Source organism: Vibrio parahaemolyticus, from assembly GCF_900460535.1.
GTDB classification, from domain to species: domain Bacteria; phylum Pseudomonadota; class Gammaproteobacteria; order Enterobacterales; family Vibrionaceae; genus Vibrio; species Vibrio parahaemolyticus.
Genome location: NZ_UHIL01000002.1, coordinates 1,051,789 through 1,076,491, shown reverse-complemented (window position 1 = coordinate 1,076,491; position 24,703 = coordinate 1,051,789). Strand labels below are relative to the sequence as shown.

Below are 24,703 nucleotides of genomic sequence, written 5' to 3'. Positions count from 1 at the left end.
AAAATAACTGCGGTTTAGGGAAAACTAGTGAGATGAAAATTCATGTAGAACCTGTCACGATTGCCATGGCGACACCATTTCGCATATCTCGCGGCAGTCGGACAGAGTGCCACGTAGTCCGCGTGACAATTGAACATCGAGACATGATCGCCCAAGGAGAATGCACACCATACCCACGTTATGGTGAATCGGTTGAATCGGTAATTAAGGCGATTTCTCACGCCGCGCATGAACTGCAAAGTTTGTACGCCAAAGGCGAAGCTGATGTGATGGCTCTCAAAAGCCAGCTTCAATCGTTATTGCCCGCAGGAGCGGCAAGAAATGCATTGGATTGCGCCCTTTGGCATCTTCACGCGCTTTTGAGCCACAAGCAGCAGGTTCACGACCTCTTTACGTTACCCGAGGCGATTGTGACGGCGATGACGGTTTCTATCGACACGCCGCAAGCGATGGCCAAACAGGCGCAAGCTTACCTTAGCCAAGGCGCAAAACTGCTAAAGGTAAAACTGGATGGTGAAAACGTGATTGAGCGCGTTGCAGCAGTACGCGATGCCGCGCCGCACGCGCAAATTGTTTTAGATGCGAATGAAGCATGGCAAAGCCTCGACCTCGCGACGGTATTTGCTCAACTCGAACCGTTTAATATCACCATGATCGAGCAACCGTTGCCACAAGACTGCGACGACGTACTCGCCAGCATTCCGCACCCCATTCCACTTTGCGCCGATGAAAGTTGTCACACCAGAGAGCAATTGCATCAACTGCTTGGAAAATACGAGATGGTGAATATTAAGCTAGATAAAACAGGCGGGCTCAGTGAAGCATTATTGCTGGCCGACGATGCAAAAAAACTCGGTTTTAGCCTCATGTCCGGTTGTATGTTGGGGACTTCGCTGGCGATGCGTGCTGCGTTACCCATTGCTGCTCAGGCAAGCGTTGTCGATCTTGATGGCCCGGTGTTGCTCGGACAAGATGTAACGCCTAGCTTAGTTTATAGCGACGGCGAAATCGTTCTTTCCAAGTAGCCTAAACAATCCCGAGGTTTTTATCGAAAAGTCAGAACCTCTGAGTTTATGATCTCGATTAAAAAACAATCAGCCCCACCATGAAATAAGTCACATAAATTATACGGTTATTACGGCATGCTAAGATTACAGTAGTCCAAGAAGGTGGTCTTATGCATCGAGTCATCCGGAAAATGACATGGAAGACGAATAGGCGGTAATCCCGCCCTACTCCAATGCAGTGCGTGGGTTTCTATAGCAACCCACTTCCTAGCAATTCGTAGGTTTTTCATGCCATCTTGCAAGGAGGCTCTATGCCTATCAACAAAATACGCAATATCGCTTTTGTCGGCCAAACCGGGACCGGTAAAACCACGCTGATAGAAAAACTGCTCTTCACCTGCGATGCCACGCACCATTTAGGCAGCGTAGAAAAAGGCGATACCGTTACCGACTTCGACCCTCAATCCATCCAATATCAACACAGTATTGAAGCAACGCCAGTCGCACTGCGCTGGAATAAACACCGGCTCAATATCATCGACACTCCGGGACAAAACGAGTTACTTGGCCGTACGATCAGCGTTTTTCCTGCCGTTGAAACATCCGCCCTTGTCATCGACCCTCAAACACCACTAAACCAAACTTCCGATCGCTTATTCACCTTTGCAAAAGAGCAGCAAAAATGTCAGATGATCATCATCAATAAGCTCGATAACCACGGTAATCAGTTAGAGAGATTGATGGAGAACATCGTTGAGCATTTTGGGGACCACTGCTTGCCGATCAACTTACCTTCGGCTGACGGGGGATCTGTAGTTGACTGTTATTTCGAACCAGAATTGGGACGAGAAACCTTACTTGCAACGGTAGATGAAGCTCATGAGACCTTAATTGACCAAGTTATCGAAGTCGATGAAGAACTGATGGAACTGTATCTGGAACAAGGCTCCGAACTCACCGCAGAGCAACTGCATGATCCATTTGAAGAAGCACTGAGAACTGGACATGTGATTCCGGTCTGTTTTGTCTCAGCACAAACCGGTGCGGGCGTCGAGCTGCTGCTGCGCACCTTGGCGGAGATCATGCCCATGCCAAACGAGGGTAACCCTCCTCTACTGGAAAAGAACGGCAAAAAAATCAAAGTAAATTGCGAAACCTTAGAACACACCGTCGCACACGTGTACAAAGTCAGCGTCGACCCATACATGGGTAAACTTGCCTACTTACGTGTGTATCAGGGTGAAATCAATGCAGGCAGCCAGCTTTATATTGGCGAAAGCAACAAGGCATTTAAAGTTGGGCACTTATATCAACTGCAGGGCAAAGATAGAACCGAGATCCCTCGCGCGCTAGCAGGCGACTTCTGCGTTTTAGCCAAAGTGGATGATCTCGAATTCGATTCAATCGTTCATGACTCTCACGAAGAAGATGGTGTTCAACTCAAAACGTTGGACCTTCCTGACTCCATGTATTCTTTGTGCTTGAAGCCTCTTAAGCGTGGAGATGAGCAAAAATTAGGAGATGTGCTGAATAAAATTGCCAGTGAAGATCCTTCGCTGCGCATCGAACATCGCGCTCGCACCAACGAAACCATCATCAGCGGCCAAGGGGAGTTTCACCTCAAAGTCGCATTAGAAAAGATGGCGAACGTGTACAAACTGGACGTCGAAACCTGCCAACCAAGCGTTGAATACTTTGAAACCATCACCAAACCTGCCGAAGGGCATTATCGACACAAAAAACAAAGTGGCGGTGCAGGCCAATTTGGTGAAGTGCAATTGAAGGTTCGTCCACTCGAACGTGGTGCCGGATTTAAGTTCATCAACAAAGTGGTGGGTGGCGCCATTCCAACCGCGCTCATTCCTGCTGTTGAAAAAGGTATTTTGCAAGCGTTAGAGGAAGGCGCGATTTCTGGCAACCCAATTAAGGATGTGGAAGTCACCGTTTATGACGGTAAATATCACTCCGTCGATTCGAAAGAAATAGCGTTTGTCATCGCAGGTAAGAAAGCCTTTTTAGATGCGATTAACAACGCCGATCCTATTGTGCTAGAACCCATTGTCCAGATGGAACTGCACATCCCAACCGCGAACGTTGGCGATGTTTCTGGAGATTTATCTGGAAACCGAGGCTTGATCGAAGGCACCGAGCCAATCGACAGTAGCTTCACCTTACTCAGAGCCAAGTCACCAGTAAACGAGCTGCAAGATTACGCTCGTCGATTACGCTCCATCACTGGTGGTGAAGGCAGCTTTAGTATGACCTTAAGCCATTACGAGCCCGCGCCACCAGCAGTGCAGAAACAAGTCTGCCAAGGCAGTACACAACAAGGTTAATTCCTTACGATTCAAATCAATCATATAAATAAAAAAGCGCCCTCATTTTGAGGGCGCTTTTAGGTAAAAGAAAAATTATTTATCGAGAGACAAACCTATCTGACTGATTTTGCTTTCAAACTCTTCGATGCTGTTCGCTTTGTAAGTCGGAGCACCGTTAAAGTAGCGCGGTTTCTCTGGCAGCATCGCATTTTTCAGCTCTTGTTCTTGGTCGATATTGTCATGGTAAACCGTTACACGATTTGGAATATCCTGCTTCATTACAGCCATTTTGGTTCTCCTTTATTAAGACGAATAGTAAGCGTAGAACGAATTTATCGGAGTACAGGCGTAACTGTGTAAAATTTAGACACCAACGACAAAATCATATTTAAACAGTTGCATTTAATATTTTTGAGGCACTTTGTCGTGGCTATTGGCAAACGTGAGTACAGCGATTAAGGTGAGATTTCTCTACATGAAGACAGGAAGTCCGGTGTCGCAACAAGAACTCAACCAAATGGGCAGTGCCAAAGTTTTTCTCATCGAAAAAGATGGAGTCCAAGTAATAGAAAAACGTAACCCTACTCAAATAGAAGTGGCGTTTTATCAACGCTATGCCGAACAGTTTAACGCGCTTGGAATACACGTACCGCGCTTGATTCAATTCGACGACCAGAAAAACGTTCTGCACATTGAATACGTTCCCCACGCAGTCGAGCAAGCATTCTTACTTGAAGATGATCGAGTCATTGAACAACTCGTCAAACTGCACCAACTTCCACCAACATCAGATGGTATTTATCACCGCCACCAGTGGACACCACAAGCGACTCAACAAGCACTCGCTACACTTGAACTGGGCTCAGAGACAAAACAGTTCTTCCACAACCTCCAACAACGATCGGCGCACCTTTTCGATGGACAGAACTTGATCTCCGGAGACTCGAATGCTGGAAACTGGGGACAGCGCGAAAATGGCGAGCTAGTGCTGTTCGACTGGGAGCGCTTTTCTACAGGGCATGTCGCGATAGATTTAGCGCCGCTCATCGAAGGCATGGGCACATTTGATGATTACTTGAAGGTGGCAGGCAGGTATATAAAGTGCGCCGAGAAAGGTGAAACAACAGAATTGGCGCGCGATATCGGATTAGCAAAAGCGTGGATCGTCGTCGAGGTAGTCAACATACTGGTCTCCAGAAAAAATCCGCAGACCAGCAAATATTTGGACTGGTTTCGACAAACCTTGCCGCAATGGGCCAAAAGCCTTAGCGCTCAGGTGATGAGTTAGGCTCTGAGATTTGATACAAGTGACGCTCAGGCTCTGCGCATGTGGTTTCGCAGTTGCATACTTTGTCGACACCGACGTTGTTTAAACCGCCGCAACTTCCTTGAATACGCTTGTTATGAAAGATAACCCCAAGTGACATCAACAAAATAATCGCGAGAAAACCAAGAAAGGTAAACAACCAAACCATACTAACCTGCCTTTTTAATCGACGCCTTTACGCTAAGTATAGCTGGGCTCGATTTTGCGGCGAATAATGCAGCAGCCTGTTTAGGACGTGCTAGCAACGAAGGTTTGGCTTTTTTACCGCCGCAGCCACATGATCCGCACCCACCTTTTTTCTGATGATTGGTTGATGGACGACCTTGCGATGCGTCTGTCAGTGGCTCTCTCGGAACGGCAAGTACATCTTCCAATGAGCTGCGCGTTGAAAGTCTGAACACTTGTTTGCCACTGTGCAAAAGCTTTTCTAATGCGCGCTCGCCGATGTTGCGCACCAGCACAGCTTCTACATTGTAGTCTTGTAAAGATTGAATAAGCTGGGACTTCGCTTTGCAGCCAGCTTGGGGCATTGCAGCGATGTTTGCTAGGTTTTTAAGCATTCCGTCAGTATCAGAATAAATAGCGATGTAAGGCGCTTTGACAAAATGGTTTGCCACCCGCTCACCATCATTAGGAATAGCATAAATCATAAGTTTGACTCCTCATTCGGAAAAACTAATGCATGACCTTCAACTAAACTTTTTGCGACCTTGAACCGCGCACTTTTTACTGTGTTGCCAAAAGTTTGTCTAGATATGCCCATTTGATCTGCGGCTTGTTGTTGGCTGAGTCCCTCTAAATCAGCCAAGCGCAGTGCTTCAAGTTCTTCTGGCAATATGGCGACTTGCTCCAACTGATGGAATGGCACGCCATTGGGCTTGAAACAATGGTGCGCTGCACGGCCGCATATTCTTCTTTCTATTTTTGGTCTTGCCATTATCGTCCCTCTCAAACACTGTGCTACGTTACGCCCAAATTATGGCATATGCCAATAACATTTTTGGCATATGCTAATAATCTAAGTTTGCAAAAATCGTATTTAATAAGATGCTGGCTGTTTTCACACCACAACGAATCTTCAATTGCCACTTGCTTAAAGCCCGCTCAATACTCAGTTCTACAATTCAAGCATTTACATGCGTTTGATGATTCTGACTACTTTATCTCCAAGTCATGGCGCGACGCTTGGATAGCGCCAAAAACACCGGTTTTATTGACACAGATAGATCATTCTATTGCTTTGTTATGACGTAAACGTCGGAAACAGGGCTAATATTAATGGCATACAAAATCTTGATTTAAAGAGGGATAAAATGAAAAAGACAATGTTGGCGTTAACTGGTGCGGTAATTATTCTTGCAGGCTGTCAAGACGAGAAACCAGTAGAAACAAGTGCAGTTGAAACTCCTCAAGCAGTAGAAATGGAAGTCACTGACACTGAACTGCCTGTCGATGCAGTACCAGTGGAAGAAGAACAAGTGATCACCACAGAAACGTTTGTAGACTCAGAGCACAACGCGAAAAACGCGCTAGATTGGAATGGCGTTTACAAAGGCACACTACCATGTGCTGATTGCGCAGGCATCGACGTAACTCTGACGCTAAATCAAGATGGCAGCTACGTGCTTGAGCAAAACTACCAAGACAAAGAAGATGGCAAGTTCAAATCAGAAGGCCACTTCACTTGGGATGAAAACGGCAGCATCGTAACGCTGACCGACGAAGACGCACCAAACCAATACTTCGTAGGCGAGAACATGCTTATGATGCTAGACATGAACGGTGAGAAAGCAACTGGCGAATTAGCTTCGTTTTACAACCTAACAAAGCAACAATAATCGTCACTCTGACCTGATAGATGCTGAAAACCGAGACTCCCCAAGCTCGGTTTTTTTGTTCTCCCCAACCTTCCCTTCCCCCAACCATACTGTTTTGTCATTACGCAAAAAGCGAAATCACCGAAAGCCATACATTTCCATACGCTTTGCTGATAGAGGCTTACAACACCATTTTGTACACTGTTCAAAATAAAATAAACGGTACAGGAAATACAAATGAACAAGACACTTATTGCACTACTAACTTTGGCAGCAGCTGGCACCGCAACGGCAGGTGACACATACATCCGTAACGGCAACATCTACAACAACCAAGGTGGTTGGGTTGCGGAAGTGGGCGTAGCTCAAGGTAGTGATCTATTTAAAGATCAAAAACACAATACTGCACCAATCCTAAACGGTGGTTACCACGGTGAAGACTTCAACGCAGATTTGGGCGGCATCAACTACCGCTTCTTGGGTGAAACCAACGATCTGATAAACATGAGCGCATACGTGGTAGGCAGCGGCATTATTCGTGATGGCGATGTAGCAAAGAGCTTGAAAGGCACACAAAAACGTCGTTTAGCGGTTGATTTAGGTCTAAATACCGATTTCACTCTAGATGAGCACAACGTCATCTCGACATACCTACAACACGACATCAGCGGCGCATACAAAGGTTACTTAGCGGGCGCGACGTACTTCCACATCATGAACTTCGGTAGTGTTGATTTTGTTCCTTTTGCTAACCTAACTTATCAAAGTGAAGACTACGTAGATTACTACTTTGGCATCAAAGACCGTGAAGCGACGGCAAACCGCAAAGCATACAAAGGTGATGCAACTGTAAGCTACGGTCTGGGCTACAAGCTGGTTATGCCAATTAATGACAACTGGCAAATCAACCAAACGACTCAATACACTCGCCTAGGCAGTGGTATCAGTGATTCATCTGTTGTAGATAGCGCAAACCAATGGGTTGTTGGCGCAAGCGTGTCTTACAACTTCTAACTCAGATTTTAATTTGAAATCTAAAAAAGCCATCGTACTGATGGCTTTTTGCTTTCTAGAATATGATGATGCGATTGGCATCAAACGGGCTAACTACTGTGAGCAAGCCAAAGTCGGTGTAAGTCGCTATAGCCTGTATTCTTAACTTGCACGCCCCGAACTTGTTGAGTTTTTGTCACTTCTTCGTAGCCAATGAACAAAGGCAAATAGACATATTGCGCGCGTAGCGCTTCTTCAATACCCAGCAAATGAGAAATCGGTTGTTCATAAGCAATGGCTTCTTGAAGCTGCTCGCGGTGACGCTCCATCTGGTTTTGTTCGAAACTAAAACGTAAACCAGTCGCCACCGATAGCCATTCGAAGACCCCATATTCAAATGGCGCTTCCATGACCTCTTCAATGAACAATAAATCCGCCAAGTGTGAAACTGACTCGGGAAAACTAATGTCTTCCACTTTGATGACCTCTAACTCTAGCCCCGTGCTACGAATCACCTCGTGCAACCATTCAGAATGTCGCATCAGGTTCGGGATAGTCCATATCGGTTCAGCAAGCACGACTTTGCCTTGTAACGTTGGCGCTGTCTCAGCGCTACAACTAGGCTCAAGAGGCGATAACTGAATACTGTCGACGGCACTTTGTGGCTCATGGTGCCGCTTTTGCTGATTAATATAGTTGGCAAGCTGGCACCACTCTTGTTTCGTCAGTTGCGAATCTCGCCTCTCACGATAAGTGAGATAGGAAAGTGCGCTGATTTTTTCAATCTCAACATGATCCGAGACTTGATTGAAACTCAGCATATTCAAGTTTTGAACATCGCCGTGAGAAAGCGTGATTTGATCCAAAAGCGCGCGTGCAGAAAAATACTCTTTGTGCGCTTGCAGCGTGATGCTCTCTTTGTTCCAACTGCTGATTCGAAATGGCCCAGTACCGATATGATATGAATAACCCGAGCCAAAAGAGGCCGTGTCTCGACACAATATTGAGGCATGTGGCGTGGCTAACATGTATGGAAAGAATTGGTTTGCGCGTTTGAGCACTATCTTCAAGCAGTTCGATGTTTCGGTTGTAACGGTTTCAATGCATTGCCAGAGCTCATAAACCGGCCCTTTAATTTGCTTGAGTCTTTCTAAACTCCAAACCACATCGTCTATGCTCAGAAGCTCACCATCATGACGAAAAATGCCTGGCCTTAACCATAACGTCATGACGTTTTCTTCCATTTTCCATTCATGCGCTAAAGCGGGCTCAATGCCACCATTGGAGTTTTGTGTTAGCAGCCCATCATAAACACTTTTGACTACGTGTAATTCGGTATGACGGAAGGTTTCTGCGGGATCGATATTTGAAACCCACGGATAAGAAGAAATAAGAATGGCGTTTTTAGACTCATTCAGCTCGTTCACTTTTTCCGATGCAATCGTAAGCGAACGAACCGCAGTTTGGCCGAACCAATCGATAAGCTTTGTTATCGAATTCATTCTGCCTCTGGCAAGCTCTTCCACCAAAAACTCGGTCATCGCTTGTTGCAAAGTAATGGTGATACTCAAGCGGCTTGGGTTGCTTCGCCCAATCGCCGGTTGCCAATCCACCCAACCGTAAGCCGCCAGCTTTTTCATCACAATGGAAACGTTACGTCTGGACGTGCAAATCACAGATTCGAGTTCGCTAAGCGTCACTAAATGATGCTTATGCGGTTCAAAATGTTTGAGCAGAAAATCTAAATATCTAAGATTTACATCGTTCACAGTGCTTCCTGAGCGTTTTTCTAAAAACCAAAAATAACACAGGAAGCTTAGTGACCAAACTTCCTGTGTCATATCTATATGAATTCAAACTGAGGGCTTAACTGAACAAACAACAGCACACCGCTTGGGTTAAGCCCAAAGAACTTGAATAAAAATGCTTAGAAACGGTAGCTCATACCGACAGAGAACGCGCTGATTTCAGCTTCAACGGTGACTTTTTCACTGCCTAGTTTCGCTACGTCTAACTCAGGTTTCATGTATTCCCATTCAACCTGTAGTGCTAGATTTTTTGTGATCGCGAACTCAGCACCTAAGCCGTAAAGTCCGGTTACTGTCGTTTCAGAAAACGTCGTGTGGCCTTCGTCACCAGTTAGCACAGAATTGCTTACTTTAAACTCCGCGTTGAAGTAAGAAAGGCCCGCTTTTGCGAAAAGATTGAAACGGTCACCAATTGGCAGCGTTAATTTAGGTTGGATAGCCAAAAACTTCATATCACCAACGGTAACGACAGAGCCGTCCAGAGCGTCATAACCACCGATCGCACCTTCAAGAGAGATGTACTCGTTGAATGTGTAACCACCAAAAACTTTTCCAGACAGACTTTCGTTGTCTTTAACTTCAAGTTTCTCGCTTGCGTTGTAGGTATTTGATTTGATAGAACCACTGATATCATCAAACGTTGCTTTACCGATCGATGCACCAATGTAAGGAGCGGCGTTTGCCATAGAACAAGTTGCTAGAAGGGCTGCTGTTAGCCATGTTTTCTTTAACATTGTATTTCACTGCCTGTTTTATTATTGAGTTTGTGTATCGCCCTTCCTTAAGCATGTCGCGTTATCCATCTCGCTTGGCGTTAAACCGAGCGAGATGTTAGTGAATAAAAACTCAATAAAACACGAAATAATTAGACACAACTTTTCTATTTTCCTTCTTAATTAAGAATATTTAATCTTAATTAAGAATATTTAATCTTAATTACAGACACTGCTGCTTTAACCAGTTGGTCAGTTTGACGATCTCGGCCTGCTTTGCTCGGTTCTTCTTGTGCACAAAATAAAAACTGTCGCCGGTTTCTAAACCATGAGATGGGATGTAAACCAAGTCTTGTGCTTTATCTCGCTCGTTCAACATGAAGTCATTGGCAAACGCGATGCCTTGATCATACCTTGCAGCCTCGATCGCCAAGAGCATGTGGCTAAAATGCTGAACATCGACATCATTTGGTAAAGTGTAACCACCCGCTTTGCACCATTCGGCCCAATCTTTCCCTCGTTCACGATAAATAGAATCTGTCGAGAGAATGGGATATTGCCACAGTGCGTCGGGGATAGATTGGTCTTGGATTTCTTTCCAAATTTTATGGCTACAAACTGGGTACAGCGTTTCAGCATAAAGCTTAACCGCCATATAGTTTCGTTTCGGTTTTTGCACAGTAATAAAGCAGTCGCCCACGCTGTCCGTTTGCTCTGGATCGCCCGCGACCATATTGAGTGTGAGGTCGATTTCAGGATACAAGCGCTTAAAGTCTGCCAAACGTGGGATCAACCACTTCACCGCCAACGAGCTGTAAATCGCTAGCCGAATACTGCCTTTATCCCCTTCTCTCACCTTTTGGCTCGCCATCGCAATTGAACTAATAGCCGGGCTGATGTCTTCTAAATACCGCGCGCCCGTATCCGATAGTGAAAGCTTGCGACCTTGGCGAATAAAAAGCGATTCGCCCAAATAATCTTCAAGTAAGCGAATCTGATGGCTCACCGCACTTTGCGTCACATTAAGCTCCTCGGCAGCAAGAGAGAAACTCAGATTTCTCGCAACAACTTCAAAACAGTGAACCGCTCGCAATGGTGGCAATTTCATTATCTAAAAATCTCATACTTAAACTAATAAATATCACTTCACTTCATCCTATGACATCACCTAATCTTTGGCAAAGAATGAGGAGAAAAATGTGAAAGTCACATCTGTCGGGGCAGCAATGCTGCTATTAATTGTCGGGAATCTTATTGCGGTGCTTTCGGACTCTTTGATCAAAAGTGTCGCGAATGAAGTGCCGATGTTTCAGTTTGTCTTTTTTCGACAAATATCAGCGGTTATGTTCCTCCTTCCTGTTTGTTTGTTAGCAAAACAAACAAACTTTATGGAAGGATTTAAATGGCATGCGGTTCGTGCTCACGTGTGGCTGTTGGGCGCGGTATTTATGGTCATGGCGATCTCATCTTTGCCGCTCGCAACTGCGAACGCTATCTTTTATGCCGCGCCATTGATCATGCTCCCTCTCGCTGCGATTTTTTTCGGTGAACAGCTATCTAAACAATCGGTCGCTGCGGCGGTAATGGGATTTGCAGGGGTCTTGGTGATTATTCGCCCGGATCAAATTGATTGGGCAGCAATCTCAGCGTTTGTGGTCGCGTTAACGTTAGCCATTAACAATCTGTTGATTCGTAAGTTGCCAAAAAACCAATCAGTGATGCAAACCTTGCTGATGACCAACTTGGCCGGTATTCCGGTTGCGTTGCTGTTGGTGCTCATAGAGGATCAACCTTGGCAATGGGACGCGTTCCCTGTCGCGGCAGGGTCCAGTTTGTTCATTATGATCTATGCGGCGACTTGCGTACTGGCGTATCGTTCTATCGATAGCAACAAAATCGCGAGTGCAGAATACAGCGGTTTGATTGGTGCGGTTGTCGTTGGCTTTATTTGGTTTGGTGAAATACCAGATATTTTCATGGCCATCGGTACGGTGATGATCGTGGTGCCACTGATCTGGCTATCGAAACGCGAGCGTCGCAAGCAGAAAGAACATGCTCAGCTTCAGGCTCAAAAGGAGCACGAGCAGCAACAAGCACACGTTGCTTAATAAAGCCTACAAAACAAAAACCGAGCTTTCTGTGCTCGGTTTTTTTGTTGGTATCGAGAATCGAATAAGCCGCTAGGTTGTTCTTACGTAGGCAACCACGTGAGATAAAAACTGCATGGCATAACGTTCATTGAATCGCATTCTATATTCGTGCTCGGCTTCAGAAACAAAACGCCAGTCTTCACCAAAATACGCTTTGATGTCATCGACTGCTTCTGCCCGATCCTTAATATGCTTAGCATTCCATTGATATGTGCAGGAAACAACAAGTACGCCACCGATTTGCGTCGCTTGTTTCAACGCGTTAATAACTCTTAATGGCGATTCACACTGATCCAGCACGTTTAAACACACCACCAAGTCATAAAACTTAGAGACGGTGTGTTTCTCTAACGGTTGATTAATCAACTCTAAATCGACGTGTGCGCAATTTTGCACTAACTCTCGATTATCTACCTCAACAGTTTTGAACGTGTTGAGCCCATGAATATAAGTCAGCTCGACCTGTTGTTCTTCCACCAACAACTGTTTCAATCCATTCAACAACATACCTGACGGCTCAACAAGCGTTGCTTGTTTTAGGCTATCTAATCGCTGAACTAACTCATAATAGTTTCTACCTAACGCAGCGCCAGCCTCAAGTAAAGCATGAGGCGGTTTTCCATTCTTCGATACCGCTTGAGTAATAAAATCAGCCACTTGCGAACAATGGGATGATTTAGCAAAAGAAAGTGGAACAAGTTTCGACTCACTGGTGATCGCATCAACCTGCTTATCTTCCACAAATTTATCGAACCATTGTGCCTCAAAATAACCCGCCAAACCTCGACTGTTTAGGTAAAAATCTTCCATGCTGATTCCGTGTGTATTTTCAAAGGTTCTATTGTATCGAGCAGAGAAATTTAAGCGGGTTCTAGCTACACATTCTTGCGAGCAAAAAAATGAAAATACGATGAATGCAAAAAAGCCCTTTCATCTATCAGACCAAAGGGCTTGTCTTTATCACTCAATTCAAGCGTAGATTATTGTGGCAGAACCACTTTGCCATCTTGAATTGGGAAAGTTTTCGTCGCAGGTTTGCTTGCCATACGAACTGTGGTTGGTGCACCAGCCACTTCATACGTTACGTCGTAACCTACCACCTTCTCAGAAGTCGTGTATTCGGTGTGACACTGCTTCTTCGTGGTCGTAATTACATCGCCCTTCTGCACATTTTCTTGAATCTTACGACCCGTCAATGCGCCTGCAATCGTGCCTGCTGCGGTTGCGATGACTTTACCAGAGCCACCACCAATTTGGTTGCCTAGTGCTGCACCAGCTGCCGCGCCGCCTACCGTACCGATGATTTTGTTGTCATCTGTTGGCTCAACTTGCTGAGTCACTACCACGTCTTTACATACTTGGTGAGGATTTTTCACAGTTTCAGTGACCGCTTCCACCAAAGTAATGTTTGCTTGAGTTGGCGCTGGTGGCGTTTTGTCTTTACAGCCAGCTAGTACAGCAACAACTGCCGTTGCAATTGCGATAGATTTCATATTCATGATTTACATCCCAGTATGGTTTGCTTTGATGAACGGTATAGTAAATCGCGAAGAGAAATTCACATCAGGCGAAAACAAAGCCTCTGTCATTACGGAGTAAAAAAACGGTGTTTTATAAAGAGAGCGTCAGAACAATCTCAGCAAGAGGTTAATTGAGGCCAATTCACATCACTGAGGTTTATTGTTTTGCGCTATTCACTGTGGGAGGTGATGGTTTGCACTTGGGCAAAACCATCACTAAAGACATTTGAGTTACGCCAAACTCAAAAACAGCTCGTCGTCAGTGAGGTACTTATGACGATGACTCAAATTGCGAACATGCATGAACATAAAATCCGGAAAACCAGGGGCGATGATGTTGTTTGGTTCCCAGCACACGCCGCCGACAAATACGTAGCGGCCTTGCTTCTCTTCATCATGCAGTTGATTGTTAACAACTGAAGATAACTCGGCGCGGCACCCTTCTACCACACAGACGATTTGGCCTTTAAACAAGCCAATGACACGTCGCACGAGATTCGCTTTAATACCGCATTTCCAGGCTTGGCGTGTTGCCATCTCATAGCCGTGTTTTCTTATCGCTTTCTTTTGCAAATGTACAACTAAATTCATTTTTGACTCCTGATTCAAGCTATTACGTGAAGCCCAAAGTCATGAAAAAGCAGATAAACGCATAGATAAACTATGTGATCAGGCTAAGTGAGTGCTCTGCGAAAGAACACTTTCCACAATGCCGCAACGTTGGGAGTATCTATCAATCATAGTCTCTAGCGAGTCAAAAAACGCAAGGGAGCAAAGATTGATATAAGACTTACTATAACGAAATCACCCTCTTCGTTTACCGATATAAATTTATCGAAACGATAGAGGGTGATTATTAAGAAAGGAGCTAAAACGAGTGGAGTTTACGCATCGATAAGGTAGTTCTGCCCTTCGCTTTCGAGGCGATCAATGAGCTTACGACATTCATTTAAATCAAGCGGTTGTTCAAAACGACGTTTAAGATTCATCAAAAAGAAAATGTCTTCACACATTGCCTTTTCTGGCTCGTCACTGATCTTAGCGACTGGAGAGCCATTACAAGTCACCATTTTAATCACGATGGAAAGCGGCTGATATGCCTCGCCTTGATCGTTAACGTAATTACCCATGTCATTTGCCAGCGACGTACCGATACCGAAGCTCACTTGTACACGACCTTGGAAATGCTCACAAATGTCTAGCGCTTGCTCGAAGTTCAAACCATCCGTAAAGACTAGTGTCTTCGTCATCGGGTCGATGCCAAGCGACTCATAGTGCGCAATCATCTTTTCGCCCCAAGTGAATGGGCAACCGCTGTCGTGACGAACGCCAACGTACGCATTACTCAACTCTTCATCGAAGTCTTTGAGAAATGCATCGATTCCGATGGTATCCGTCAGTGCGATACCCAGTGCGCCATTAAACATTTTTTGCCAACGTTGCAGGGCAATTTTCTGCGAATCACGTACGTTTACTAACGCTTGATGGCCCATAAACCACTCGTGAGCAACCGTGCCAATTGGGGTAAGATCTAACTCTCTCGCTAAATGGTAATTACTGGTTCCCGTCAAGCATTGCGGCAATTCCTTGCTTAAGTACTCCAACATGGTGCGCTGCGCTTGAAAAGAGAAACGGCGACGCGTCGACATATCTGCGAATTTGAAGTTAGTAATGTTGCGACGTTCTAGTTCGGCTTTCAAATAGCGAACTTTGTCTTCCAATACGGTTTGGAACTGCTCGAACGGGATATCTGACCAACGTTGACGGCTGCGAACTTCCGACACAATGCTCATGATGATGGTTTCGTACAGAATGGTTTCCTTCCACAAACCATTGATTGTAATGCGTAACTGGCTTGAGCCATCCGACATGGTTTTGTTATGGAAAGAGACATCGCTTTGCGGGTTAAAACGGAAGTGACGTAACGCCTCGACAAACTCGGGCTTTAGGTACGGCGCAACGCGCTTCATGTACGCAATTTCATCTTCAGTAAAGCGAACATCTTGAAGTTTAAGAACTTCTGCCTTTACCTCTGGCAGCAATTCCGACAGATCTTCTTCGCTACGCACGATGAATTTGTATGACACCATCGCATCAGGATAAAGTGCGGCAACTGCACTCATCATGTTTACTTTGTACACATCAAAGTCCAATGCACTTTGAATGATGCGAGAAGAAAATAGTGTGGTCGTCATTCGGAGCCCTTCTACATGCCCTTCCGTGGGTATATAACTTTTTGTTACTAACTAATTTGCGTAAACAATAAACACCCATCTTTAGTTTGTCAACTTTTGTTACTAACCACTCTTTTTTATATGGTTTTTCCGTTTAAAAATTCAGCATTGATTGTGAATAAGTCAGATTTATACGCATTGTTATGCTCAATCGATTTCGTTAACAGCGTCGACAATGTTTCTAACAACTCGTTACTTACCCATTGATTGACCACTTGTTATGCGCTAGATTACTTACAAATCAATATTAGGACCCAACCATGATCGTAACTGTCGACATTATTCCATTCAGGCTATCTGGCTGTGCCGATAAAGGATTGGAAGTGTTGCTGATTAAACGTTCAAATCCGAATCGGCCTTACCATGGTGTCTGGGCATTACCGGGCGGGTTTGTCTTTGATAAAGACTTGACCAGCGAAGGCGGACGTCCGGCAGATGAAAACTTTGAAGCGGCGCGCCGACGCATTTGCCGCGAGAAGATTCATACCTATCCTCGTCACTTCAGCGAAGCATTTATCGACGGTGATCCTAAGCGCGATCCGGAAGATTGGAGCTTAAACATCACCCATTACGCATTAGTTGACCGCAACAACGTCGAGCAAATCAACAATGCTGGCGTGCCCGAGTGTCAGCTCAAATGGTTCCCATTGCAGGCGATCCTCAATGGAGAAGAAACCCTAGCGTTTGATCACCAAAAAACCATCGAGAAAGCATGGCAGAAACTGCGTGCTTCGATTGAGTACACATCAGTGCTGCTGTTCGCACTCGATAAAGAATTTTTGGTCGCAGACATCATTTCTGCATATCAAGAATTTGGCATCGACATCAGCCGCATGACCATAAAACGCCGTTTGATCGACTCAGGTGTGTTGAAGCCGACCAACAAAGTCGCGTCCACCAACAAAGGCAAAGGCGGTAAGCCAGCCATGGTGTACACGCTGACAAGCGATGAAGTGACCTTTTTTCAAAACTGTTTGCGTGGCTAAACGCAAACAATCAGACAGACAAGGAGTCTGCCATGACTGTTCGAGTTAACTATCAAACTACAGCCGTGATCGACGTTGATCCAGAGAAAGGCTTTAGTGAGCTTTGTCCAGATGAATTACCTGTAGCAGGCGCATTGGACATCGTGCCGGAGCTACTAAAAAACCATGCGAAAGGTCGCTTGAAGCTAGTAAGCCGTGACTTGCACCCACCAAAAGCCGCTTGGGATGCAGAAACGCCCGCGAACATGCTAGAGCCCGTTGGCTTGCCAAATGTCGACGTAAAATGGAATCGCCACTGTGTGCTTGGCACAACAGGCGTAGAGCTTCTGGATGGGTTACCTCCAGTGCTTGACTACGATTTCCAAGTCAATAAAGGGATGGATCCGGACGCGCATCCTTACGGTATCTTCTTCCATGACGTGGCTGACACCAAAACTACGGGCGCAAATGAGTTTCTGAAATGCAATAAAATAGATACCGTCGTAGTTGGTGGACTAGCGCTCGATTTCTGCGTCAAGAAATCCGTTATGCAAGCGTTAGATCTCGGCTTTAAGGTGATTGTGAATCTAGCTGCAACTCGCGCCGTTCTGCCAGATACGGTCGACAGCGTGATCGCAGAGATGAAAGAAAAAGGCGCACTGTTTGTTGCAAATGCCGATGACATTATTGTTGAGCGCTTCGCGTAATTAACCGGTTTCCTTGTGTAAAAACGGCCCTGATTTCTGGGCCGTTTTTATTTGCTTATTTTGGGATCGCGTCTTACTCATCATTTGCTTGCTTGGTTTTTCTTGATCTGTTTGTGCTCTATTTATTCTGAAGAGATTTCAACACTTCCGACTGGCCATAAATCTCTGCAAACGTCTTCAAGTCGAGTCCGGCTTTGTTGCGCAAATCGGGCGAACATTCCGCTTGATACAAGTCTTTCGCTATACTAATTTCGCGCTTAATCAGCGCCCCCATCAGGGCCGTGTTACCACGCTTGTCTTGTAAACAGGCATTCGCTCCAGAGTCGAGCAGTAACCGTACCGTGTCTTTATTACCCTGATATGCTGCCACCATTAGCGCGGTGTAACTTTCGTTGTTGCGCTGATCAATCGGGAAACCTTGCGATACAAAGGTTTCAACCACTTCATTGTTACCAATGCGCGCAGCATCAAAAAAGAGCTCTACTAAGGATTGATATTGAGTTTCGAGTTTGTCTTGAGAGGCAAACAAGCTAAAAGATAAACCCAAAGAAAATAGTACAGAGCTGAGCAAGAATACGTTTTTCATTCACCCATCCTCATTAAAAATGACAGAAAATGGCCTACGGGAGCCCTGATTTTCGGGCAGAAAAGAGCAGATACTTCTCCCGCAGGCCAAAACTTTACGCCTTACATCATCGCTTTGTTTTTCACTTGCGAGAGATTGGTATCGGTCGCTTCAGCAAGACGCGAACCGTATTCTTTGTCTGCACGATAGAAATAGCTCACCATCGTCGCTTTGATGTCTTTATCCATTACCTTATTCAGGTCGCCCGCTAGGTTAGCAATCAGATCGCTTCTGTCTTGTTCATTCATGCTGCGGTACAACACGCCAGCTTGATAGAAATCTCGTGGTTTACTGATCGCTTTTTGCTGAACCGTACCGACGAGCTTGGTTTCTACCGCTTTAAACTGATTGTCTTCAGCCAAGTTAAGCTTGCGGCTTGGTTCATAATTTACGTCCCCATTGCTCAGCTGCGCGTTATTGCTCAAACCATTTTGATTGTGATTACGAACAGACGTTAACGGACGGTTCACTGGCAGCTGGAACAAGTTCGCGCCTAAGCGGTAAAGCTGAGTGTCAGCGTACGCAAACAAACGGCCTTGCAACAAACGGTCTTCCGATGGCTCAATGCCTGGGATCAGGTTTGAAGGTGCGAATGCCGACTGTTCGGTGTCTAAAAAGAAGTTTTCCGGCAGACGATTAAGCGTCATGGTGCCCACTTTGCGATCCGGTACATTCAACCACACTTTGGTTGCATCAAGGCCGTTGTAATCCAACTTGCTTAACGCTTCTGGCGACAACACCTTCACGTACAGATCCCACTTAGGGTAGTTTCCGCGACCTATTTCGGCGTACAAATCAGTCGTAAGGTGATTGAAGTCTTTACCCTGCATTTCCGTCACTTCATTAGGCCGAAGGCTCTTAATGCCTTGTTGGCTCTTCCATTGGAACTTCACATAGTTCACATCACCTTGTTGGTTGATCCACTTGTAAGCGTGAACGCCAAAGCCATCCATTGTGCGATAGCTCGCTGGCGTGCCAAGATTGCTGTACACCCAAGTCAGCATGTGAGTCGCACTTGGTTCATGGCTAAAAAAGTCAAAGAATCGGTTTGGATCCTGAACGTTGTTCACTGGTGACGGTTTCAAAGAGTGCACCATATCCGGAAACTTGATCGAATCACGGATGAAGAACACAGGCAGGTTATTCCCTACCAGATCCCAGTTACCCTGTTCAGTATAAAATTTAGTTGCAAAACCTCGTGGATCACGCAGCGTCTCTGGCGATCCTTTTGAGTGAATAACGGTCGAAAAACGAACGAAAACAGGAGTCACCTTTCCCTTTTCAGTGAAAGGAGCGGATACCGTTAAATCACTAAAATCGCCAGACGCAACAAATTCACCGTGCGCACCCGTGCCACGAGCGTGTACAACTCGCTCAGGGATACGTTCTCTGGCAAAACGTTGCAATTTTTGGATCAGGTGAACGTCTTGCAGCAATACGCTGCCGTTTTCACCTGCTGTGATTGAATTTTGGTTGTCACCGACTGGTGCACCGTTATCTCTTGTCAGGGTTTGCGCCTGTAGAGATGTGCTGGCTAAGCCAACTGTAATTAATAAAAAGCTTTTTGACATCTGCATGGTTGCTCTCCAATGCGTGCTAACCATTTAGTCCACGAGTGGTAAATGGATATTCAAAAGCTCTTTTCTGCCCACGAAGAATATATCTTCAAAGATTCCATTTGTTTAATGGGAATTGGCGATAGATTTGATAGGGATAAACGATGAAAGTTTTCCTTTTTCATCTATTTAGATAAAAAAACAAACCAAAAGCATGAGAATCTCGTGGCGAGAGTGATTACACTGAATGAACACCACCAAGCAGAAAGGATATCGCATGCATCAACATGAAAAATTGAACTACGTTGAATTTGGTACGCCCAATACCGGTGCCACTAAGGCGTTTTTTGAGCACGTTTTTGGTTGGCAATTTGTCGACTACGGCCCTGACTACGCGGCTTTTTCTGGCCAAGGTTTGGATGGCGGATTTTATTCGGCAGAACAAGTCAGTCAAACCTCAAACGGCGCAGCACTATTGGTGTTCTATAGCTCTGATATTCATGCCACGTTAGAAAAAGTAGCGAAGTTTGGCGGGCAAATCATCCGCCCTATTTTCGAGTTTCCGGGCGGGTGTCGTTTCCACTTCACAGAGCCAAGCGGAAACGAGTTTGCAGTGTGGTCAGAAAGTCACTGAATCAGCGGTATTGTGTTGTTAACCCAACACCACTTCAACGCCGAGTTTTTTCAACTGTTCGAGGTCGCTTTTCGGAGCGGCTTTGTCAGTTAACAACACTGAGATTTCGTTTGTCTTGCCAATCGACGAAGGATAAATCTGACCAAACTTGCTGGAATCCGTCAGTACGATATTGCGTCTTTTCTTTGCCAGAATGGCCTCTGCAATGTCGGCACGCATCATATCTCGGCTAGTAAAGCCAGTATCTTGATGGAAGCCGTCAATACCTAAGAAAGCCGTGCTGAAATGAATGTTTTCAATACAGAGTTTGGTGAGCGGGCCAACGAGGCTTTCGCCTTGGTGCTGATACACGCCACCCAACAAGATAATGTTGGCCGATGTATTGCGGATAAGATGCGCAATGTAGGCCGATGGCGTAATGATAGTCACGTCGCCACGCTCGGCTAACGTACGAGCCAATAGCGCATTTGCACTGCCCCCTTCAATCAGCACCGTCTCATTCGGTGCGACCAAATCCGCGGCTTTGTTAGCAAGTGTTTGTTTAATATCAAAACGCACTTCTAAGCGGGTATCTATATCATCACTTTGCAGTGCGGTAGCAGCGCCGTGAACACGCTTTAAGTAGCCCTGTTGCTCAAGAAAATTCAAATCCTGCCTGATGGTCACGCCCGACACGCCGATGATGTCAGAAAGCTCCGTGACTTGAACGCGTTTACGGTCATTCACTAATTGCAGGATTTCATTTTGTCTTGGGTTCACAGGCTCGCTCCTTATTGATGAGCTTGCAGTATACGCCCGAATACTTTCATATGAAAGCAGCCTGTGAACAGGGGCAATAAGCTAAGTCACGTTAAACGGTAAGCTCAATACGGTTGCCATCTGGATCTAATACGCAGCTTTCGTAATAACCATCGCCAGTGTATCTCGGCCCGTCAATCCTTTGATAACCATCTTCCACCAAGGTTTTGGTTATTTGGTCAACGGCCTGCTCTGATCCTAATGCGAAGGCAAAGTGTGCCAACCCTGTTACTTGCATCGAGTGAGAGTTTTCACAGGCGGTCACTCCTTCCATCGACATCAACTCCAATCGAGCACCACTTTCAAACGAAAGAAAGTAAGACGAAAAGTGCTTCTTCGGATTGTGGTATTTATCATTGGATACGGCGTTAAAATATTTCTCATAAAAGCCTTTCAGCTCTTCCAAACGCTCTGTCCAAATCGCGACATGTTCTATTTTCATATTGGCTCTCTTCGTAAGTATTTGTGATTCAATAATTGCTGGCATTGGCATCAAATCTAACGAGGACGACTTGAATGAAAAAGAGAGCAAATCACTGCAACATTGTTCCTGTTTTATGGTAGGAGTTGTGTTTGCATGACGGTGATGTCCATAATGTCGCAAAGTTTTTCAGGACAGAATGATGGAAGAAATTTACTTCGCAGGCGGCTGCCTTTGGGGCGTACAAGAATTTATGCGCTACCTTCCGGGCGTAATCAGCACCGAAGCTGGACGTGCAAATGGCAAGACGGATAACACTCAATCTGAATACGATGGCTACGCAGAATGCGTTCGCACCGAGTTTGATCCAAGCCAAGTGTCGGTTGAAACCTTAATGGGCTATTTCTTTGAAATCATCGACCCATATAGCATCAACAAGCAAGGGGACGATGTTGGTGAAAAGTACCGTACCGGTGTTTATAGTCAAAACGAACAACACCTGGCCATTGCTAAAGCTTTTATCGCAGAAAGACCAGATGCCGATCAGATCGCTGTAGAAGTGCTGCCGCTCACAAACTACGTGCCAAGCGACGAAGAGCATCAAGATAGGCTCACTCGTTTCCCAAACGATTACTGCCACATCCCGTTAGATTTGCTGCATAAGTACAAAAATCCATCTTAGTGGATTAGCCAAGTTCAGCATAAAACCCCTTCCTAACCTCCCTTTGGATTCTAGTTCGGAGCTTACATTGACCAATTCGTATCAAGGGGAGGAAAGAGCTAAGTTCACAATCAGCTCTCCTAAGCCACCATTCCATTCCGCGACGAAGGAGCGTGGTGATAAATCTATCGCCAACGAGCAACCTGTACCATTTAACCCGACAAGCGCTCAAAACAAGAGTGCAGCTCGCTTTATGTCTTTTCTCAAAGAGATAGAAAATAGAGCTATTAAAAGGGTTATTGGAGGAGATTTAGCACAAAGCCTCTTTTTTATAGCAAAATTGAATCATATTTGATTCCCTTCTCGTTTATTTTCAAGCTTCATTATTAATTTCAAAATAACTGGAATATAAATCACATAATAAATTTTATAACATTCCGCGTTATTAATGACGGCTATCACACTTAAGCTTGGGTGATACAAAAGTATAGTTATTGTATTTTTTTTACTATTTCCGAAAACCACTTCATTAATTAAATTTGACTCATTACTTCAGTACCAATGAGTCACAAAATGATTACAGAACTAACAAACGTCAATTTAATTAAAGGCAACCTTCAAGCAAATAATAAAAAAGAAGTCTTTGAAGAGCTAGCGCAAATGCTATTCGAAAATAATCGAATCAGCAGCAAAGAGGCTTTTTTAACCGACATAGAAGCACGTGAAACATTAAGCGTGACTTCAATGGACGGCATCGCCTACCCACACGCAAAAAGCAAAGCGGTCACAGAGCCTGCAATCGCTGTTGGCGTAAAGCGCGAAGGCATCGAGTATGGCGACGAAGAGGGAGTCAAACCGACCGTATTCTTCATGATTGCTTCACCAGATAACGGTGCCGACCACCATATTTATGTTCTTCAAGAATTATTCGGAAAATTTAGCGAAGAGTTTATTGAAGATATTCATAACGCAAAAGACAAAAACCAAATACTAAATATTTTAATTAATTCATAAGGCGTGAAATTATGAGTACAATCACAGCTCAAGCTACTAATAATAGCGATTTCAAAAAACTACTCAGTACCATGAAAGGTCACCTTTTATTCGGTACTTCTCACATGCTTCCATTTATCGTTGCGGGTGGTGTACTTCTGGCGCTGGCGGTAATGGCATCAGGTAAAGGTGCGGTTCCTGCGGACGGTTTATTGGCGGATATTTCTAATATCGGTATTAAAGGTCTGGTGCTGTTCCCAATTATTCTTGGTGGCTTCATTGGTTATTCAATTGCAGACAAACCAGCACTAGCGCCAGCTATGATCTCTTCTGGCATCATGGCTGACATGGGCGGCGGCTTCCTTGGTTGTATCGTAGCGGGTTTCATCGCAGGTGGTGTGGTATTCCAACTTAAGAAGATCCCTCTTTCTGCTAACATGACTGCGTTGGGCGCTTACTTCATCTACCCTCTACTAGGTACGCTTATCTCTGCAGGTATCGTTCTATGGGGTATCGGTGAGCCAATCAAGATCTTCATGGCTTCGATGAACGAATTCCTAGCTTCTATGGCTGGCGCTTCTAAAGTGGTTCTAGGTACGATTCTTGGTGGTATGACTGCATTCGATATGGGCGGTCCAATCAACAAAGTAGCAACGCTATTCGCTCAAACTCAAGTTGATACTCAACCATGGCTAATGGGTGGTGTTGGTATCGCAATCTGTACGCCTCCTCTAGGTATGGCACTAGCAACATTCCTATTCAAGAAGAAGTTCACTAAGCAAGAGCAAGAAGCAGGTAAAGCAGCAGCAATCATGGGTTCTATCGGTATCTCTGAAGGTGCTATCCCATTCGCAGCAAACGACCCTGTACGCGTTCTTCCTTCAATCGTTGCTGGTGGTATCGTTGGCTGTGTGTTCGGTTTCCTAACAGACGTACTACTACACGCACCATGGGGCGGTCTAATCACAGCACCTGTATCAAGCAACATCCCAATGTACGTTGTAGGTATCGCACTAGGCTCACTAACAACAGCAGTTATCGTTGGCTTCTGGAAACCAGTTGCTGAAGAAGAAGCAGAAGACGAAATCGTTGAAGCAGCACCTGCACAAGCTCAAGCGGCTCCAGCAGCAGGCGAAGGCGAGTACGACATCGTAGCAGTAACATGTTGCCCATCAGGCGTAGCACACACATTCATGGCAGCGAAAGCACTAGAGAAAGCAGGTGCGGCAGCAGGTCTGAAAATCAAAGTAGAAACTCAAGGTCAAAACGGTATCCAGAACCGCATCACAGACCTAGATGTAGCAAACGCGAAGCTGGTTATTCTAGCTCACGATATCCAAGTAAAAGACGCTTACCGCTTTGCAAAAGCAAACGTTGTTGAGTGTTCAACGAAAGAAGCGATGCGTAACGCAGCGACTCTTGTGAAAGCTTAAACCTTAAGCTCCTCCCCCTAAGA

The 24,703-nt window shown here is 45.3% G+C and carries 28 protein-coding genes; 13 read left to right on the top strand and 15 right to left on the bottom strand.

The genetic code is table 11. The annotated features are described in order from the left end of the window. Positions 1–32 precede the first annotated feature (32 nt). A complete protein-coding gene (gene dgcA, locus DYB02_RS21925; protein ID WP_029804732.1) occupies positions 33–1,025 on the top strand; it encodes an N-acetyl-D-Glu racemase DgcA in 993 nt (330 codons plus the stop codon). Positions 1,026–1,318: 293 nt separating this feature from the next. After that, on the top strand, positions 1,319–3,343 hold the full coding sequence (gene fusA / locus DYB02_RS21915; protein WP_029804731.1) for an elongation factor G: 2,025 nt from the start codon (positions 1,319–1,321) through the stop codon (positions 3,341–3,343). A gap of 75 nt (positions 3,344–3,418) precedes the next feature. On the opposite strand, the gene DYB02_RS21910 is transcribed toward fusA, so the two are convergent. After that, a complete protein-coding gene (locus DYB02_RS21910; RefSeq protein ID WP_005373920.1) occupies positions 3,419–3,613 on the bottom strand; it encodes a hypothetical protein in 195 nt (64 codons plus the stop codon). A gap of 187 nt (positions 3,614–3,800) precedes the next feature. On the opposite strand from DYB02_RS21910, the gene DYB02_RS21905 reads away from it, so the two are divergent. Then, complete coding sequence (locus tag DYB02_RS21905; RefSeq protein WP_041953242.1) at positions 3,801–4,613, top strand: phosphotransferase family protein; 813 nt, start codon at positions 3,801–3,803, stop codon at positions 4,611–4,613. Here DYB02_RS21905 and nqrM read toward each other — a convergent pair. The 3 genes from nqrM to DYB02_RS21890 are packed head-to-tail and all read right to left on the bottom strand — an operon-like array spanning position 4,591 to position 5,589. Beyond that, positions 4,591–4,800 (bottom strand): (Na+)-NQR maturation NqrM, encoded by a 210-nt coding sequence (gene nqrM, locus DYB02_RS21900; RefSeq protein ID WP_005464141.1) that lies wholly within the window; start codon positions 4,798–4,800, stop codon positions 4,591–4,593. The genes DYB02_RS21905 and nqrM overlap by 23 nt on opposite strands. Before the next feature lies 1 nt (position 4,801). Beyond that, on the bottom strand, positions 4,802–5,302 hold the full coding sequence (locus DYB02_RS21895; protein WP_005479888.1) for a NifB/NifX family molybdenum-iron cluster-binding protein: 501 nt from the start codon (positions 5,300–5,302) through the stop codon (positions 4,802–4,804). After that, on the bottom strand, positions 5,299–5,589 hold the full coding sequence (locus DYB02_RS21890; RefSeq protein ID WP_005464150.1) for a DUF134 domain-containing protein: 291 nt from the start codon (positions 5,587–5,589) through the stop codon (positions 5,299–5,301). The genes DYB02_RS21895 and DYB02_RS21890 overlap by 4 nt, the downstream gene beginning before the upstream one ends. A 376-nt stretch (positions 5,590–5,965) precedes the next feature. On the opposite strand from DYB02_RS21890, the gene DYB02_RS21880 reads away from it, so the two are divergent. Both DYB02_RS21880 and ompV read left to right on the top strand, forming a co-directional pair. Then, positions 5,966–6,490, top strand: coding sequence for a copper resistance protein NlpE (locus DYB02_RS21880; RefSeq protein WP_005464155.1), 525 nt, complete (start codon positions 5,966–5,968; stop codon positions 6,488–6,490). A gap of 216 nt (positions 6,491–6,706) precedes the next feature. Continuing rightward, complete coding sequence (gene ompV, locus DYB02_RS21870) at positions 6,707–7,483, top strand: outer membrane protein OmpV (RefSeq protein WP_005464165.1); 777 nt, start codon at positions 6,707–6,709, stop codon at positions 7,481–7,483. Positions 7,484–7,572: 89 nt separating this feature from the next. Here the strand turns inward: ompV and DYB02_RS21865 are convergent, their stop codons facing one another. The 3 genes from DYB02_RS21865 to DYB02_RS21855 all read right to left on the bottom strand — a co-directional run bounded on the left by DYB02_RS21865 (position 7,573) and on the right by DYB02_RS21855 (position 11,091). Beyond that, positions 7,573–9,231 carry an ABC transporter substrate-binding protein gene (locus DYB02_RS21865; protein ID WP_029803772.1) on the bottom strand — a complete coding sequence of 553 codons (1,659 nt, stop codon included), beginning with the start codon at positions 9,229–9,231 and terminating at the stop codon, positions 7,573–7,575. A 158-nt stretch (positions 9,232–9,389) separates the two neighbouring features. Then, positions 9,390–10,004, bottom strand: a complete 615-nt coding sequence (locus DYB02_RS21860; protein WP_005464189.1) for an outer membrane beta-barrel protein — start codon at positions 10,002–10,004, stop codon at positions 9,390–9,392. A gap of 202 nt (positions 10,005–10,206) precedes the next feature. Beyond that, complete coding sequence (locus DYB02_RS21855) at positions 10,207–11,091, bottom strand: LysR family transcriptional regulator (protein ID WP_005464181.1); 885 nt, start codon at positions 11,089–11,091, stop codon at positions 10,207–10,209. A 91-nt stretch (positions 11,092–11,182) separates the two neighbouring features. Here DYB02_RS21855 and DYB02_RS21850 point away from each other — a divergent pair, with 91 nt between their 5' ends. After that, positions 11,183–12,091, top strand: coding sequence for a DMT family transporter (locus tag DYB02_RS21850; RefSeq protein WP_017447972.1), 909 nt, complete (start codon positions 11,183–11,185; stop codon positions 12,089–12,091). 72 nt (positions 12,092–12,163) lie between these two features. Here DYB02_RS21850 and DYB02_RS21845 read toward each other — a convergent pair whose 3' ends face one another. The 4 genes from DYB02_RS21845 to pncB form a co-directional block, all read right to left on the bottom strand. After that, positions 12,164–12,943: a class I SAM-dependent methyltransferase gene (locus DYB02_RS21845; protein WP_029803773.1), complete on the bottom strand. Its 780-nt coding sequence runs from the start codon at positions 12,941–12,943 to the stop codon at positions 12,164–12,166. A gap of 170 nt (positions 12,944–13,113) precedes the next feature. Next, a complete protein-coding gene (locus tag DYB02_RS21840) occupies positions 13,114–13,632 on the bottom strand; it encodes a glycine zipper 2TM domain-containing protein (RefSeq protein WP_005479777.1) in 519 nt (172 codons plus the stop codon). A 252-nt stretch (positions 13,633–13,884) separates the two neighbouring features. After that, positions 13,885–14,244: a hypothetical protein gene (locus DYB02_RS21830; protein WP_005479882.1), complete on the bottom strand. Its 360-nt coding sequence runs from the start codon at positions 14,242–14,244 to the stop codon at positions 13,885–13,887. A gap of 293 nt (positions 14,245–14,537) precedes the next feature. Next, positions 14,538–15,848: a nicotinate phosphoribosyltransferase gene (pncB, locus tag DYB02_RS21825; protein ID WP_021821357.1), complete on the bottom strand. Its 1,311-nt coding sequence runs from the start codon at positions 15,846–15,848 to the stop codon at positions 14,538–14,540. A 299-nt stretch (positions 15,849–16,147) separates the two neighbouring features. On the opposite strand from pncB, the gene DYB02_RS21820 reads away from it, so the two are divergent. Further along, entirely contained in the window at positions 16,148–16,873 is a 726-nt protein-coding gene (locus DYB02_RS21820; protein WP_005463941.1) for an NUDIX domain-containing protein, read from the top strand. 32 nt (positions 16,874–16,905) lie between these two features. Beyond that, positions 16,906–17,559 carry a nicotinamidase gene (locus tag DYB02_RS21815; RefSeq protein ID WP_017447976.1) on the top strand — a complete coding sequence of 218 codons (654 nt, stop codon included), beginning with the start codon at positions 16,906–16,908 and terminating at the stop codon, positions 17,557–17,559. 118 nt (positions 17,560–17,677) lie between these two features. On the opposite strand, the gene DYB02_RS21810 is transcribed toward DYB02_RS21815, so the two are convergent. Both DYB02_RS21810 and katE1 read right to left on the bottom strand, forming a co-directional pair. Further along, entirely contained in the window at positions 17,678–18,145 is a 468-nt protein-coding gene (locus DYB02_RS21810; RefSeq protein ID WP_005490844.1) for an ankyrin repeat domain-containing protein, read from the bottom strand. 101 nt (positions 18,146–18,246) lie between these two features. Further along, positions 18,247–19,761 (bottom strand): catalase KatE1, encoded by a 1,515-nt coding sequence (gene katE1 / locus DYB02_RS21805; protein WP_029803775.1) that lies wholly within the window; start codon positions 19,759–19,761, stop codon positions 18,247–18,249. Between the two features lie 256 nt (positions 19,762–20,017). On the opposite strand from katE1, the gene DYB02_RS21800 reads away from it, so the two are divergent. Then, entirely contained in the window at positions 20,018–20,374 is a 357-nt protein-coding gene (locus tag DYB02_RS21800) for a VOC family protein (protein ID WP_029803777.1), read from the top strand. Between the two features lie 18 nt (positions 20,375–20,392). Here DYB02_RS21800 and DYB02_RS21795 read toward each other — a convergent pair whose 3' ends face one another. Both DYB02_RS21795 and DYB02_RS21790 read right to left on the bottom strand, forming a co-directional pair. Beyond that, complete coding sequence (locus DYB02_RS21795) at positions 20,393–21,133, bottom strand: DeoR/GlpR family DNA-binding transcription regulator (protein ID WP_005463954.1); 741 nt, start codon at positions 21,131–21,133, stop codon at positions 20,393–20,395. Positions 21,134–21,224: 91 nt separating this feature from the next. Continuing rightward, a complete protein-coding gene (locus DYB02_RS21790; RefSeq protein ID WP_025533509.1) occupies positions 21,225–21,614 on the bottom strand; it encodes a VOC family protein in 390 nt (129 codons plus the stop codon). Between the two features lie 181 nt (positions 21,615–21,795). On the opposite strand from DYB02_RS21790, the gene DYB02_RS21785 reads away from it, so the two are divergent. The 4 genes from DYB02_RS21785 (at position 21,796) to DYB02_RS21770 (ending at position 24,680) form a co-directional block, all read left to right on the top strand. Further along, positions 21,796–22,275 carry a peptide-methionine (S)-S-oxide reductase gene (locus DYB02_RS21785; protein ID WP_029803780.1) on the top strand — a complete coding sequence of 160 codons (480 nt, stop codon included), beginning with the start codon at positions 21,796–21,798 and terminating at the stop codon, positions 22,273–22,275. Positions 22,276–22,342: 67 nt separating this feature from the next. Beyond that, on the top strand, positions 22,343–22,609 hold the full coding sequence (locus tag DYB02_RS21780; protein ID WP_025500198.1) for a hypothetical protein: 267 nt from the start codon (positions 22,343–22,345) through the stop codon (positions 22,607–22,609). A gap of 218 nt (positions 22,610–22,827) precedes the next feature. Further along, on the top strand, positions 22,828–23,268 hold the full coding sequence (locus tag DYB02_RS21775) for a PTS sugar transporter subunit IIA (protein ID WP_029803781.1): 441 nt from the start codon (positions 22,828–22,830) through the stop codon (positions 23,266–23,268). A gap of 11 nt (positions 23,269–23,279) precedes the next feature. Continuing rightward, on the top strand, positions 23,280–24,680 hold the full coding sequence (locus DYB02_RS21770) for a PTS fructose transporter subunit IIBC (RefSeq protein ID WP_029803783.1): 1,401 nt from the start codon (positions 23,280–23,282) through the stop codon (positions 24,678–24,680). Positions 24,681–24,703: the final 23 nt, after the last annotated feature.

Excerpts from the sequence above, each read along its gene's own strand:
- dgcA (WP_029804732.1), top strand. The coding sequence starts at position 33 with ATGAAAATTCATGTAGAACCTGTCACGATTGCCATGGCGACACCATTT.
- fusA (WP_029804731.1), top strand. The coding sequence starts at position 1,319 with ATGCCTATCAACAAAATACGCAATATCGCTTTTGTCGGCCAAACCGGG.
- DYB02_RS21910 (WP_005373920.1), bottom strand. The coding sequence starts at position 3,613 with ATGGCTGTAATGAAGCAGGATATTCCAAATCGTGTAACGGTTTACCAT.
- DYB02_RS21905 (WP_041953242.1), top strand. The coding sequence starts at position 3,801 with ATGAAGACAGGAAGTCCGGTGTCGCAACAAGAACTCAACCAAATGGGC.
- nqrM (WP_005464141.1), bottom strand. The coding sequence starts at position 4,800 with ATGGTTTGGTTGTTTACCTTTCTTGGTTTTCTCGCGATTATTTTGTTG.
- DYB02_RS21895 (WP_005479888.1), bottom strand. The coding sequence starts at position 5,302 with ATGATTTATGCTATTCCTAATGATGGTGAGCGGGTGGCAAACCATTTT.
- DYB02_RS21890 (WP_005464150.1), bottom strand. The coding sequence starts at position 5,589 with ATGGCAAGACCAAAAATAGAAAGAAGAATATGCGGCCGTGCAGCGCAC.
- DYB02_RS21880 (WP_005464155.1), top strand. The coding sequence starts at position 5,966 with ATGAAAAAGACAATGTTGGCGTTAACTGGTGCGGTAATTATTCTTGCA.
- ompV (WP_005464165.1), top strand. The coding sequence starts at position 6,707 with ATGAACAAGACACTTATTGCACTACTAACTTTGGCAGCAGCTGGCACC.
- DYB02_RS21860 (WP_005464189.1), bottom strand. The coding sequence starts at position 10,004 with ATGTTAAAGAAAACATGGCTAACAGCAGCCCTTCTAGCAACTTGTTCT.
- DYB02_RS21855 (WP_005464181.1), bottom strand. The coding sequence starts at position 11,091 with ATGAAATTGCCACCATTGCGAGCGGTTCACTGTTTTGAAGTTGTTGCG.
- DYB02_RS21845 (WP_029803773.1), bottom strand. The coding sequence starts at position 12,943 with ATGGAAGATTTTTACCTAAACAGTCGAGGTTTGGCGGGTTATTTTGAG.
- DYB02_RS21840 (WP_005479777.1), bottom strand. The coding sequence starts at position 13,632 with ATGAATATGAAATCTATCGCAATTGCAACGGCAGTTGTTGCTGTACTA.
- DYB02_RS21830 (WP_005479882.1), bottom strand. The coding sequence starts at position 14,244 with ATGAATTTAGTTGTACATTTGCAAAAGAAAGCGATAAGAAAACACGGC.
- pncB (WP_021821357.1), bottom strand. The coding sequence starts at position 15,848 with ATGACGACCACACTATTTTCTTCTCGCATCATTCAAAGTGCATTGGAC.
- DYB02_RS21820 (WP_005463941.1), top strand. The coding sequence starts at position 16,148 with ATGATCGTAACTGTCGACATTATTCCATTCAGGCTATCTGGCTGTGCC.
- DYB02_RS21815 (WP_017447976.1), top strand. The coding sequence starts at position 16,906 with ATGACTGTTCGAGTTAACTATCAAACTACAGCCGTGATCGACGTTGAT.
- DYB02_RS21810 (WP_005490844.1), bottom strand. The coding sequence starts at position 18,145 with ATGAAAAACGTATTCTTGCTCAGCTCTGTACTATTTTCTTTGGGTTTA.
- katE1 (WP_029803775.1), bottom strand. The coding sequence starts at position 19,761 with ATGCAGATGTCAAAAAGCTTTTTATTAATTACAGTTGGCTTAGCCAGC.
- DYB02_RS21800 (WP_029803777.1), top strand. The coding sequence starts at position 20,018 with ATGCATCAACATGAAAAATTGAACTACGTTGAATTTGGTACGCCCAAT.
- DYB02_RS21790 (WP_025533509.1), bottom strand. The coding sequence starts at position 21,614 with ATGAAAATAGAACATGTCGCGATTTGGACAGAGCGTTTGGAAGAGCTG.
- DYB02_RS21785 (WP_029803780.1), top strand. The coding sequence starts at position 21,796 with ATGGAAGAAATTTACTTCGCAGGCGGCTGCCTTTGGGGCGTACAAGAA.
- DYB02_RS21775 (WP_029803781.1), top strand. The coding sequence starts at position 22,828 with ATGATTACAGAACTAACAAACGTCAATTTAATTAAAGGCAACCTTCAA.
- DYB02_RS21770 (WP_029803783.1), top strand. The coding sequence starts at position 23,280 with ATGAGTACAATCACAGCTCAAGCTACTAATAATAGCGATTTCAAAAAA.